Annotated in this window: 10 protein-coding genes; 3 read left to right on the top strand and 7 right to left on the bottom strand. The window is 57.5% G+C overall.

From position 1 onward, the window contains the following. The 4 genes from ACIREA_RS14550 to ACIREA_RS14565 all read right to left on the bottom strand — a co-directional run. The coding region (locus ACIREA_RS14550; RefSeq protein WP_397383006.1) for a hypothetical protein at positions 1-949 on the bottom strand (949 nt) is incomplete at its 3' end. A 13-nt stretch (positions 950-962) separates the two neighbouring features. After that, a complete protein-coding gene (locus tag ACIREA_RS14555) occupies positions 963-2,246 on the bottom strand; it encodes a protein kinase (RefSeq protein WP_397383007.1) in 1,284 nt (427 codons plus the stop codon). Between the two features lie 7 nt (positions 2,247-2,253). Further along, positions 2,254-3,111 carry a hypothetical protein gene (locus tag ACIREA_RS14560; protein WP_397383008.1) on the bottom strand — a complete coding sequence of 286 codons (858 nt, stop codon included), beginning with the start codon at positions 3,109-3,111 and terminating at the stop codon, positions 2,254-2,256. Positions 3,112-3,366: 255 nt separating this feature from the next. Continuing rightward, positions 3,367-3,900, bottom strand: coding sequence for a hypothetical protein (locus ACIREA_RS14565; RefSeq protein WP_397383009.1), 534 nt, complete (start codon positions 3,898-3,900; stop codon positions 3,367-3,369). Between the two features lie 166 nt (positions 3,901-4,066). On the opposite strand from ACIREA_RS14565, the gene ACIREA_RS14570 reads away from it, so the two are divergent. From ACIREA_RS14570 to ACIREA_RS14580, 3 genes are read left to right on the top strand one after another with little or no spacing between them, the layout of a single operon-like run. Beyond that, entirely contained in the window at positions 4,067-4,267 is a 201-nt protein-coding gene (locus ACIREA_RS14570; RefSeq protein ID WP_397383010.1) for a hypothetical protein, read from the top strand. Positions 4,268-4,273: 6 nt separating this feature from the next. Continuing rightward, positions 4,274-8,533, top strand: a complete 4,260-nt coding sequence (gene dnaE / locus ACIREA_RS14575) for a DNA polymerase III subunit alpha (RefSeq protein ID WP_397383011.1) — start codon at positions 4,274-4,276, stop codon at positions 8,531-8,533. 39 nt (positions 8,534-8,572) lie between these two features. Continuing rightward, positions 8,573-10,150 (top strand): DUF2779 domain-containing protein, encoded by a 1,578-nt coding sequence (locus tag ACIREA_RS14580; RefSeq protein ID WP_397383012.1) that lies wholly within the window; start codon positions 8,573-8,575, stop codon positions 10,148-10,150. 32 nt (positions 10,151-10,182) lie between these two features. Here ACIREA_RS14580 and ACIREA_RS14585 read toward each other — a convergent pair whose 3' ends face one another. The 3 genes from ACIREA_RS14585 to ACIREA_RS14595 form a co-directional block, all read right to left on the bottom strand. After that, a complete protein-coding gene (locus ACIREA_RS14585; RefSeq protein ID WP_397383013.1) occupies positions 10,183-10,929 on the bottom strand; it encodes a uracil-DNA glycosylase family protein in 747 nt (248 codons plus the stop codon). Between the two features lie 62 nt (positions 10,930-10,991). Beyond that, positions 10,992-11,939, bottom strand: a complete 948-nt coding sequence (locus tag ACIREA_RS14590) for an AAA family ATPase (protein ID WP_397383014.1) — start codon at positions 11,937-11,939, stop codon at positions 10,992-10,994. Between the two features lie 269 nt (positions 11,940-12,208). Further along, a partial coding sequence (locus tag ACIREA_RS14595; RefSeq protein ID WP_397383015.1) for a hypothetical protein occupies positions 12,209-12,860 on the bottom strand: 652 nt, incomplete at its 5' end.

The following is a 12,860-nucleotide window of genomic DNA, read 5'->3' on the forward strand; positions in this document are numbered from 1 at the left end:
CGGCGTATTCTGTCGGGGTTATGTCATGCTGTGGATGATCCACGTATCCGATGAAACCGAGATCTTCATCATTGAGGGTTTGTAGCAGCATCTTGGAGAACAATGGCTCCAAACGCAGTGGCGCCACGAAAAAGGGCGCGTGTTCTTGTGAGGAGAAGGAGAAACACAAAATGGCATCAACCACGGATCGGTTTTCATTCAGCCATGCGTTGCAACGTTCCTGAAAGGCGCGGTTGATGGTACAATAGACTGTGATGCAGGCCAGGCGCAGGTGGTCCGTGGCTTCAGGGGCGAATTTTTCGGCAATATCCCTGAAAATGTCGATCTGTGCAGCCTGCCCGATTTGAAGGCGCGTGGTGGCAGGCCGTCGTTTGATTTCCACGCTCAGTTTGAGCTCCTCACCGTCAACACCACAAGTGAAAGTCCAGTCGGGGCGTTTCCCGCCGTTTTGAGATGGTTCATATGCGATGGAGCGGGCGTTCACGAAGCGGCCAAGCCACCAGACTTCGTTCAAAACATCGAGATGACGTTCTGGATGACACAAGTCTGCGGAAAACCTCGAGGGCCACATATCCGGCAAAAGTGAGTGCCCCAAAAGACAGCACTTGGAAAGGTAGGCAAAGTCACCGTGTGTGAGGCAGCCGCCTTCCATGGCTTTCTGCTCGCCAGGGTGATCTACATCCCATCTCGTGTCGGGAATCGCGTATTTGAGTGGAATAGGGTAATTGTTTTCAAGAAACCAGCCCAAATGAGGAAGATCGACTGGCCGTAGAGGCCATCCAACCTTTTTCATGTCTTGATCCACCATTGGTGCTCGCGCTCTAGCCTCCTCATCTGAAAGCCTCAAACGAAGAAGAGATTCAATCCATTGTTCCCGCGTGCGGCCAACAAATGACGCCTTCAAATAGGCATCCATCTCTTCGGTTGTAGTTGGCAGAGGAAATTTCATGCACTGGTTGCGGTCAGAAGCTTGTGCGAAGTGATCGAAGAAACTCACCCGCCGTTGGGTGGCGGTCCGTCGCCTTCAGCGAAAGTGCTTTGTCAATGCAGGCGCAGAGATTGCGCGGCAGTATTTTGTCCCGCTTCTCCAGCGGCACGATGGGCTCATTCAGAATCACATCAATCGGGTCACGCTGTTTCGTGAAGGGATATGGGAAGGCTCCGGTGAGCATGAAATAGAAAGTGGCGGCGATGCTCCAGACATCGGAGACAGGCTTCATGTATTTGAAATTGATGAGCTGCTCGCGGGGCATGAACAGTGGGGTACCAGCGTAGTTGCCGGTAACACTGAGGCCGCTCATGCCGGCCTGCTGGAAGTTTTTGGCGAGGCCGAAGTCGGAGACGCGGGTGATGCCACGGTCGAGCAGGATGTTGGCTGGCTTGAGATCGCGATGAACGATGCCGGACTGGTGCGCATGAGCCAGGCCCTCCAGCGCGGCGAGCATGATGGGCTGGGCGACTTTGAGCGGGAGCTTGCCGCCGTGTTTCTGGATGTGGTCCCACAGGCTGCCGCCATCGCAATACTCCATGATGAAATAGGGGAGGCCTTCGCTGTGGCCTTGGTCGAATAGTTTGACGATGTTCGCATGACGAAGCTGGGCGGTAACGGACATCTCCCGCAGGAATTTCTCGATCTCGACTGGAGGAACGGCAACTCGGGGCAGCATGACCTTGATGGCGACGGGCACGCCATCGCTCAAACGACGGGCACGGAAGACGACGCCGAAGCCGCCCCGGCCCAACTCTTTTTCAATCTGGTAGCCGGGGATGTCGAGACGCGGTGCCTTGCCTTTCTTTGCGGCTTTGAGCAGGAGATCGGCAAGCTGCTTGGGGTTGAGTTCATCGAAGCTGGGTACGGGTGCGACGGGCGGTGGCCCGGCCTGCTTCTCCGCCTGGGTGACGTGGACTTCGAGGGCGGTATCGCCTACCTGGATGCGGTCGCCATGCTTGAGCGTGACCTCGGGATAGGCACGGCGTGCGCCCTCCTCGGGTGATTCGCCTTCCTTGCGTCCGCCGACCTTGCGCCCGTTCACATAGGTGCCGTTGCGGCTGCCGAGATCACGCACGCAGGCCTGTGGCGGGCAGGCTTCGAGGATGAAGTGATGGCGCGAGACGCAGGTGTCATCCGGCAGATGCATCTGGCAGTCAGGATGCCGCCCGAGGAAGAAGGTGTCGTGCGCGGCGAAGGTGAAGACCTTGCCCTTGGCAATGCCTTCAGTGATGTGGAGTTGGACGGAGGCAGGCATGAGAGATTTAAGCGCATTCTCCGCTGGTGGCGGGCTGCATGGCAAGTGCTTTGCGCAGCCCGGCATCGAGACTGGCGAGCGAGGAATCCCGCACAGCCTGGCACCAGGCATCGAAGGCGGTGCGCTGGGCGAGCGGGGTATGGCGATGCGGAACCCAGTTCATGCTGCGGGTGTGGACGCGGAGGATTGAGCGCAGCGAGGGCGGAACGTGTGCATAGCTTTCAAAGCTAAGGCCGCCGCGCTTCTGCCGAATCGCCTCGCGGCTGGTCTTCCAAACCTCATGCTGCAAGGCACGAACCTCCAAGGGAGACAGCACATCGTTTTCCAAATGATGCCACAACGGGGCGAGATCACGGTCGAGCAGGATATCGGCGGTCAGTTTGCCTTCACAGAAGTGCAGGTAACTAATGAGGTAGCGCAGCGAGCGCTCGAACTGGCCGCAAAGCGCCGCGTAAGCCGCGCCGGAGTGCCACAAGGCCGGTTGCTGGCAGTTCGCCGGATGCCGCACCCAGCGGCGGCATAGCTGTAGCGCCTCGTGTGGTGAACCTGCCTCATTCAAAGCGCGAGCGGTTTCGCCAAGCAGTTCAGGATTCGGCTTTTGCATGCGCTGAAGGGCCTGCTGGCCGATCTCGACGGCCTCGGCTGCCCGACCCAAGGCCACGAGTATCGCTACGCGTCCGGCGCTGGCGCTCATGTCCCAACGGCCGCCCTTAGGCTTCACCTCTGCATACCAGTCGAGAGCTTTCTGGTAGGAGCAGGCTTCTTCAAAGGAAGTGCCGTTCTCGAAGGCGATCTGGTCGTCGCCTTTGAGGGCGGATTCACGGGAGTTTTTGGCGGTTTGCATGGTGATGAAGGGTGGTTTCATCAGCACCTACGGAGTTCGCCAAAATTCGTCAACCTGGCCAGTTAGGTGGTGGAGGGCGTTGTGTATCGCAAATTGAATCGTGCCGATGTGTGCCGTCCCGTGCAAGGGAATCTCTTTCCGTGCTCGTCTGTGACCCTGGGTAGGCGCCCCACCACGCAAATTCCATGAGAACGCAAATTTGTGCCTTCCACTTTTTCCACCGTGAGCGTCAGTGAAATGATTAAAAATCAATGCTTTGGAGTTTCCGCGGGCTAGTCAGGGATCCAGTTTCCTCAACAGATCTATCTGCCTCTGCCCAAGCGTATCGCCCTTCCTCCGGTTCAAGGTTTGCGGCATCAGTTCCAGGTTCCAGAATTCTTTCCCGTATTGAGGGAATTTGGCGAAGGGAAGGATGTGATCCACTTCGGCAATTTCACCGGCATACGGTCCCAAGGTAACAGTGGGTGACTTCCCTCGCTTCATGGCATCGAGGTTCGCCGGTGTGAGCAGTCCCAGACGATTGGCAATGAGCAGGTTTCGCAGCAAGGACTCCTTCAGCATGCCAATCCTTGGCTGCTGGACCAGAGAGGCATCGAGAATCACTTGGGGGTCTCGCCCTACCTGTTGTGCCTGATTAAGCCAGTAAACAACCTTGAGCAGCCTGTCATTGCAAGCATGGGGGTCTTTGAGTGTGGCGATCTTGGCCGGGTCCGTGAGGGATCTAATCGCAACCATGCCTGCATCTTGAGCCTGGGCGAATGAGCAGCACAGGACCAGAAGCAAAAGGGTGATGGCGGGAAGTTTGATCAAGGCAGTTGAGTGGGAGCACTTCGGTATTCGCAAGTGCCAGGGGTTTCGATGACTCCCAGCACCGGCGAAACCCGTCTGCTGGTTTGCAACCGTGGCGAGTTCCACAGAAGGCAGGGTATTCCGTTCCCGACTTGCAACTGTTCTAAAGAACAGTATCGGGTGCGCCATGCCCATCACCCACCCGTGCCACAATTTGAAACTCCATTGGCTGGCCCAAGCCCGCTCGTGGATTCGCCACCAGATCCCCCTTCTGGGCAGCATCATCGCTGGAAAGCCCGAGGCTCAGGAAGGGCGGATGCACAGCTGCATTGACATCGACCCCATCCAGGGGGTGCTCATCGCACTCCTGCGGTTCTTTAAGAGCTGATCCGCCATGATTCTGCACTTCGATGCGGATGCGTTCTTCGCTTCCGTGGAACAGGCCGCCGATACAAAGCTGAGGGGCCGCCCGGTGGCCGTCGGTGGCGAACGTCGCGGCATCATCGCCTCCGCCAGCTATGAGGCGCGGAAGCTGGGCATCTACACTCCCATGCCAACCGCACGAGCGCGGAAGCTCTGCCCCGGCTTAGTCGTGCTGCCCTGTGACTTCGACAAGTATGAGCGCTTCTCGCACCTCATGTTTTCGTATGCCTACGACTTCACGCCCATCGTGGAGCTGGCTTCCATTGACGAATGCTACCTGGACCTTCACGGCGCACGGCAGACGAAGGCCTGCGATACGGCCGCGAAAATGCAGAAGGCCATCGCGCAGAGCTTGAATCTATCGGTTTCTGTCGGTGTGGGCACGAACAAGCTCGTCTCACAGATCGCAAGCAAGCTGCGAAAGCCGCACTGCTTCATCGAGGTGGCTCCAGGATTTGAGCAGGGCTTTCTTTGGCCTCTGGAAAACAAATGGTTGCCGCAGGTCGGCCCGCAGCTCGCAGCCAAACTCAACACCGCCGGCCTGCGCATGGTCGAGCACATCGCCCGCACTCCGGTGGATGAATTGTCACTGCTGGTGGGCAGTGGTGCCCCTGCCCTGCATGACTACGCCCTCGGCAACGATCTCCGCCCGGTAGTCTGCGATGCACCTGCGGCCAGGAGCTATGGCGAGCAGGAAACCTTCAACCAGGACACCACGGACACCGCCTTCATCATCGCCCGTCTGCGTGCCATGGCGGACACCCTCATGCGCCGCGTGCGTGAGGATCGTAAAAGCATCCGCACCGTCACGTTGCGCCTGCGATACAACGACATGGACGAAGTGACCCGCTCCTCCAGTCTCGATGAACCGACCGACCTGGAGCATGATCTATATCCGCTGCTGCAGGCCATGCTCACCCGTGCGTGGGAGCGCCGTGTCAGCGTGCGCCTCATCGGCCTGCGCTTCACCAAGGTGTATGAGACGGGCTTCTGCAATGTGCTACCACTGGAGCAGTCCGACATGAAGCGCGAGCGCCTACACACGCTTTCCCTCATTGTGGATGATCTTCGCCGTGGCCACCGCAGCATCATGCGAGGGCATGACCTCTGGCTTTCACAGCACAGGCAGGCACCTCGGCAAACCCTGCCCAAACCGCAGCTCGTCACCGATCCCAGCGCCACCACCACAAACCGTGTCCTCCGTGAGCGTCCTGGCTCTGCCACAGGCCCGCAGATCATCACTCGCCACACAGCAGGTCTCGCCGTGCCTGCGCTGAATGTGAAGAGCTGCTTCAGCTTCCTCGATTCCACGCTCACCATTCCCGCCATCATCGCAGCAGCCGCCGCACATGACATGCCAGCCGTGGCGATCACCGACAGGAACCTGCACGCGGCCGTGCCGTTCTTCCAGGCCGCCACCGCCGCCGGTATCAAGCCCATCATTGGTGCGGAGCTGTGCTGCGATAAGAAGCCCCTGCTGGCCTATGTGCAGAATGGGCGCGGCTACCAGAATCTCTGCCGCCTGCTGTCATACAACAACGGCGCCTGTATTACGCCGGCGCAAATGCAGGAACACCGGGAGGGCTTGATCCTCCTTGCCACCGACAGTGCTGACGTGGCATTGCCGGAGATTCGTTATCACAAAGCGGAGGACAAGGTGTTCTTTGACATCGTGCAGAGCATGAAGACGCTGACGCTGCTGCATGAGAAGCACGCTAAAAAACGGCGCGGCAACTTCGGCTTTCACCCGCCAGCGGAATGGAGTTATTCAGCCGCCGCCATGCAGGCTGCGAAAGACATCGCCGCGCAGTGCGAGTTTGCCTTCGACTTCAAAACCCTGCGCTTCCCGCGCTACACACCTGCCGATGGCAGCACGCCTGCGGCCATGCTCTATCGGCTCGCACACGACGGTCTGCGTGGTCGCTACGGCAGCAAGGCAAAACAGCACGAGGCGCAGTTGCGCGAAGAGCTTTCCATCATCGCGGAGGTCGGTTACGAGGAATACTTCCTCACCGTCTGGCACCTGCTACAGGAGTGCGCAGGGCTTGGCATTGGCTGGATCACCCGTGGCAGTGCGGCGGATTCGTTGGTATGCTACGCCCTCGGCATCAGCAACGTGTGCCCCATCCGCTTTGAGCTATACTTCAAACGATTCCTCAACCGCGACCGCATGGCGCTGCAAAAGCTGCCGGACATCGACATCGACTTCGCACATGATCGCAAAGACGATGTGGTGCGTCTGCTGCTGGATCGTTACGGCCCCGAGCACGCCGCCATCGTCGGCGGGTTCAACACCTTTCAGGCACGCTCCGCTTTTGGGGATGTGGCCAAGGTGCTTGGTGTCGCCGAGAACGAAATCCGCCGCCTGACCGAGCACATGCCGTGGACGGATGCACGCCACGCGGCCGATGCTGTGGCGCACTCGCGTGAGTGCGACCACACCGCATGGCAGGAGGAGCCGCTGCGCACGGCCTTGCTCATGGCCGGAATGCTCGATGGCTTCCCGCGCTACGCGAAGATGCATCCTTGCGGCGTGGTGCTTTCGCGTGATCCCATTCGTGCTCAAACGCCCACATTCATCAGCTCCAAAGGCTGGCCTACCACTCATTTTGACATGGATGCCGTGGAGGCGGTCGGCTTGATCAAGCTCGACATCCTCGCGCAGGGCGGTCTGGCCGTGCTGAGGGACACCCAGACCACCTTGCAGTCGCAGGGGCTTGCTCTTGATCTTCCATCCCTTGAAGTCGGCTCTCATGGCGGCACCGAATCGCCCGCCCGCACAGAACCCTTTGAGCCGTGGAGCGATCCCGGTCTCTGGCACATGATCGCCACCGGCAATGCACGAGGCGTTCATCACATCGAAAGCCCCGCCATGACCAGCCTCGCATGCATGGCCGATGTGCGCGACATCGACCGCCTCGTGGCCATCGTCTCCGTCATCCGCCCCGGTGCAGCCAATGGCCTCAAGAAGGCGCAGTTTGCCCGGCGTGCGCAGGGGCTTGAACCGGTGGACTACACTCATGAAAGCCTTGCCTTGGTGTTGCGCTCCACCTTTGGCGTGGTGGCCTATGAGGAGCACATCCTGCAAATCTGCGAGGCCTTTGCGGGACTGCCCGCAGGTCGTGCCGATGTGCTGCGGCGTGCCTTGGTCAAACAGGACCGCGCCAAGATCAATGAAGTGAAAGCCGAATTCATGCAGGCGGCCAAGGACCGTCGGCGTGATGCCCGCAGCACCGCCTATGTCTGGGATCTTGTGGCCGGATTTCAAGGCTACGCTTTCTGCCGAGCACACAGCACCGCCTATGCCGTGGAGGCTTATCAGGGAGCCTATGCCAAGCACTACCACCCCGCCGAGTTCATGGCGGGAGTGCTCACCAATGGCAAAGGGTTCTACTCCGCGCTGGTCTACACCCTCGAATGCCGCCGCCTCGGCATCGGCTTTCTCTCTCCCGACGTGAACATCTTCAGCGATGTCTTCACCGTGGAACAGAGCAATGTGGATCACGGCACGCCTGCACCCTCCTTGGGCAAAGCCATCCGCGTGCCTCTGCGCTGCATCAAGGACCTCTCAGAGGGCACGCTCGCCCGTTGGCGGAGTGAACGTGCCCGCGCTGCATTCAACAGCGTGCGCGACTTCTGCGAACGTGTTTTTCCCGAAGGCACCGAAGCACTGAACCTCATCCGTGCCGGTGCGTTTGATTCCCTCGGCAGTTCCCGAACGGAGCAGTTCTGGCGCTGCCTACACAGCTCGCGTGATGTGAATGCCGGGGCCGACTGGCTCTTTCACACCGCCCGCGAAGACGACATCCGCGCCACCTTCCGCGAAGAACCCACCCCGCTGCAAAAGCTCCATGATGAACTGGAACTCTTCGGCTACACCGTCAGCGGCCACCCACTGGATTTGCACCCGCAGGTTTCCTGGCAAACGTACTGCTCGATTGCCGACCTTCACCGTTACCCCAATCAACGTGTCACCGTCTGCGGCCTCATCATCGTCAGCCGCTCCCACCTGCAGCAGAACGGCCAGCCCATGAAGTTCATCTCCATCTGCGACCGCACCGGCATCGTGGAGTGCGAAATCTTCGCTGCCGCCTACCGGGTTTATGGACTGAATACTGTCCGCTATCCCGTCGTGCAGGTAACGGGAGAGGTGAAGCCGTTCGAGAATGGAGCTGGTTACACGCTGGACGTGCTGCGGGTGGAGAAGCCAAGAAAGGTTTCTGGCGAATAAAATGCCGCCCCCCTATAAATGTCCCACCCCATGGGGTATGTGAACACGACGCCTGCTACCAGCGACCACCACAAAAACGTAAACGACCTTCAAATGCGCCACTTCTCAAAATCCAAACTGATGGCCTTTCGTCAGTGTCCTAAGCGTCTGTGGCTGGAGATCCATCGACCCGAATTGCGAGAGGATTCAAGCGCCACGGAGGCCAGGTTTAAGACTGGACATCAGGTTGGGGACATTGCCCAGACCCTCTATGATCCCAATGGCAGCGGAAATATTATTGATGTGAGCGCGGAAGGCTTCGATGGTGCATTCGCACGCACTGCAGAGCTGCTCAAGAGTTCCAAGCAGCCGGTCTTTGAGGCTGGCTTCAAGGCGGATGGGGCGCTGGCTTTTGCTGATGTCATGCTGCCTGACTTTAATGGCGAAAATCCGGGCTGGCGGATGGTCGAAGTCAAATCGTCCACAGGCGTGAAGGATTATCACCGTGACGACATTGCTGTTCAGGCGTTCGCAGCAAAGGCCAGCGGAGTGGACTTAAAATCTGTCACTTTGGCGCACATTGACAGCACCTGGACCTATCCAGGCGACAACAAGTACCAAGGTCTTCTCAAGGAAAGCGACCTCACCGCAGAAGCCTTTGCTCGCACCGAAGAAGTCAAAGGCTGGATTGCCGAAGCCCAAAACGTTGCCGCTCTCCCTGCCGAGCCGGAGATTGCCGTTGGTGATCACTGCTACTCGCCTTTCGAATGCGGCTTCTGCAACTACTGTTACAAAGATGTCGTGCTGCCCGAGTTTCCCGTGGACTGGCTGCCCCGATTCTCGTCCACCAAACGCGAGCAACTGGCCGCTCAGGGAATCACCGATCTGCGTGAGGTGCCTGACGAGCTGCTCAACGGAAAGCAATCTCTCGTCAAACAGCACACGCTGGCCGGCTCGGTCTATTTCGACGCCGTGGGTGCTGCAGCGGATCTGGCACCCCACGGCTTTCCTGCTTATTTCCTCGACTTTGAGAGCATCATGTTTGCTGTGCCCATCTGGAAAGGAACGCGGCCTTACCAGCAAATCACATTCCAGTTCAGCCTGCACGTTTTGACGGAAACCGGCCAATTGACTCACTCCTCTTTTCTCGACGTCTCGGGCAACGACCCATCGGAGGCTTTTGCCAAAACCTTGATCGCCTCATGTGGTGAACTTGGACCGGTCTTTGTTTATAATGCGTCTTTCGAAAAAGGCCGCATTAGCGAGTTGGCAGACCGCTATCCTGACCAAGCCGCCCCATTGCTTGCGATCAACGAGAGAGTGGTCGATCTCCTGCCTGTCGCTCGCAACCGTTATTATCATCCAAGCCAGCAAGGCAGCTGGAGCATCAAAGCGGTTTTACCTGCCGTCGTGCCCGACTTGAGCTACGACCAACTTGATGGGGTGCAAGATGGCGGTATGGCAATGGAAGCCTTCCTTGAAGCCATATCGCCTGGCATCCTTACCGAACGAAAAAGCGAAATTGAGCTTCAACTCCAATCATATTGCAAACTGGACACCTACGCCATGGTGCGGCTCTGGCAGGTCTTCAGCGGTCGAACTGAGTTGTCTTTGATGATTGATTGTGGAGCCCATTAATGAGCAGATTGAGCAAAATGCCTGCTGTCATGCTAGTGACTCAACTGGCTTTGAATGATTTCATAGTTGCGATAGATTTTATCATAGGAATTCCAATCTTCAAAGTAAGCAGGGTGAGAAAGTTCGATAACACGTGTCCCGTTTCCCGCGTCCTGAATCTGCCATCCTCGTCCTGAAACGGTCTTTGGTCCAAGCAACCCCATGTCGAGAAGCGCAGAAAAGGCGACCTGCCCACAAACAATGATTAAATCGGGTGCAATTGATTTTATTTGTTCGCGGAGTACAACCTCGTTGCGGCGTGCATGTGAGTGTGCTTCTGAGGAATCCAGTTTTGTGCCATTGCCGTTTGATGCCTTTTTGACATTGATCCAGGCGACTTTGGAAAGTGCCTCTTGAAGAATCGCAGTGTTCTGCTCACTGACGCTAAATAGTGCGGGAACCTTTTCCCATTCTTCCGGTGTAACCTTGGCACCTTCCTCGGCGGAGCGTTGGAGTAGGTACAGCAAGCTTGCCAACTTTCGTGGAGTCTGCACAGTATGATTACCAAGTCCCATGATGTCGTCTTTTGGCTGATCCTCGATGTCCACCATTCCATCTCCGTCGTAGCCGTAAGATTCTGCGAGGATGCAAAGAATGCGAAGTGGCTGCTTCTCATAAACATCCGGGCAGATCACTCCGTCGGCGATGAAACCCTCAGTGTTTTCCCAGTCGTGCGAACCTTTGATGAGACTGATAATCCGTTCCTTTGCTGTCTTGTATGCGGCTTTGTCGAATTGCATATGGTTGTGGCGTGAAACACATTTGTCGTTTTTTGCGGAAGCGCTATTGATATTCTTCTGAATTAAGTGGCGAAACCGATCCGTGGGTGATTGACTATTTCCGAAGTATGGCCTGCGAAAACTTCTGCCAGTGAATAGTCGCTGGCCGTGGGCAACGTTCTTCCCAAACTCTCAGCGAGGAGTGATGCTTGGTTGTAGTCGAGCCTGCGGAAGACCCGATGACTCAGCAGCCGACCTGGGCGAAGAAGTGCCTGGTCGATGTCGGCAGCTTTGCAGTTGATGGTGCAGATGATCTGGAGTCGGAGAAAGTCGGCGAGCATTCCATCGGATAGATTCAGGATGGCGCTGACCTGCTCCCTATTGTCCGCCCCACGAATCATGAGCGCGGCGTCGGAATCCTCCAGGATGACGACAAACTGCCTATCTGCATAACGACGGCGCTGCTCGGCCCAGAAGCCGATAAAGTCGGGATTGGACAGCACTCCCATGGTGGCCGTGGGAATGAAATAGAAGCGGTGCGTGTCCTTGAGCACGCCCATGAGGTGGCGCAGGTAGGAGGTTTTGCCGGTGCCGGGCGCCCCTTCAAAGATGGAGAGGCCATGGCTGCTGCCGCGAAGCTTGGCGATGAAATCCTCGTGCCATTCCCAGCTGCCATGGCCGTAGTGGAGGCTGAAGACTTCATCGTCGAGGATGGTTTCTGTGCCGAGTTCCACAAGTTCACGGCTGATTTCACGGCCTGTCCTGATGAGATAAAATGAGCCGCCCCTAGGGATGGGTGTTTTCTTGTAGCTCTCGCCAAACTTTGACACCAGCTTTTCAGCCTCCTGTGATGTCTCTGCATAGCCCAGAACCCTGGATTCGTCGGCGTAGAGAAAGGATCGCGGACCGAATTGAAAGGTGAGATCATCCCATTGGTTCAGTTTGTGATCCTCATCAAGCCGGCGAACGGAGCGAAAGAGCGCTTCTGAATTCTCCGCAAGCGCACGGTCCAAATCGAAGAGCCCGCTCATCCGGCATTCGTGCAATCGTCCTCCACCAAAGGCGACCACCACCGGAACGTGCGTTCCTTTGTATCCTGGTGAAAAGGCACTGACCTCAGACACGTCACAAACAACCCGTGTTGGTAAAGAAAGCTGGCACGCTTCAGCGGGAAGCGCTGGTTTATCTGCCAGCGGTGGAGTTTCGCTGTCGGTGAATTTGGATGAGGGAAGCATGACGGCCGAAGCGATAAGCCCACATCTTCATCAAGCCAGGAAACTGAATGTTCGCAATGTTTGTCCTACTTTTTGAATTCCGACCTCAACCTGCTGAGACGTTTAGCGCTCGTCTCAGGCACCCAGCCGAGTCCTTTACAAAGGAATGCATGCTTCTTCTCGCCTTTCAGTTTGAGCCGCAGGGCATCCTGATCGAGCTGCCGGAGTTTCTCGGCGAGCTTCATCCGTTCAGCCCGCCCCTCGGCGAGTGCAACTCCCTGTCGGCCAGTAACACGAACGCGGTGAAGGCTGGCGATGGCATCCCAGCGAATGTCGCGGGTCGTATCTAAAGACCAGTAGGAAGGAATGTGGATCATCGTGCCATATGGCGTGATGTTGACGGCCAGCTTGAGCAGCAGCGGCTCATCGTGCTGCATGCCATAAAGATGCCAGCTCAGGCAAAAAGCGTCGAACGCTGCACGAAAAGCATCTGCCCGGCTGCGCAGGTTCACGGAAAACGACGGTCGCAGGTTGCGCTCCGTATCCATGGTGCGACGAATCACACCTTTGTAGTCGGCGTGCGCTTGGACATTGAAAGTGGCTTTAATGCACGCCCACTGGCGCTGCAGCTCAGGGTCGTTTTTTATGGTGAGCTCGGCCTGGGCGAACTTGGCTAGCGTATTAACGTTGTTCTCGTAACTGCCGCTCTGGACGTGGCGCTCATGGTCGGCCACAGCT

Origin of the sequence: Prosthecobacter sp., assembly GCF_044373815.1 — a bacterium.
Lineage (GTDB): Bacteria > Verrucomicrobiota > Verrucomicrobiia > Verrucomicrobiales > Verrucomicrobiaceae > Prosthecobacter.

Coding starts and splice junctions, on each gene's coding strand:
- ACIREA_RS14585 (WP_397383013.1), bottom strand. CDS start 10,929: ATGCAATTCGACAAAGCCGCATACAAGACAGCAAAGGAACGGATTATC.
- ACIREA_RS14570 (WP_397383010.1), top strand. CDS start 4,067: ATGCCCATCACCCACCCGTGCCACAATTTGAAACTCCATTGGCTGGCC.
- dnaE (WP_397383011.1), top strand. CDS start 4,274: ATGATTCTGCACTTCGATGCGGATGCGTTCTTCGCTTCCGTGGAACAG.
- ACIREA_RS14560 (WP_397383008.1), bottom strand. CDS start 3,111: ATGAAACCACCCTTCATCACCATGCAAACCGCCAAAAACTCCCGTGAA.
- ACIREA_RS14555 (WP_397383007.1), bottom strand. CDS start 2,246: ATGCCTGCCTCCGTCCAACTCCACATCACTGAAGGCATTGCCAAGGGC.
- ACIREA_RS14590 (WP_397383014.1), bottom strand. CDS start 11,939: ATGAGCGGGCTCTTCGATTTGGACCGTGCGCTTGCGGAGAATTCAGAA.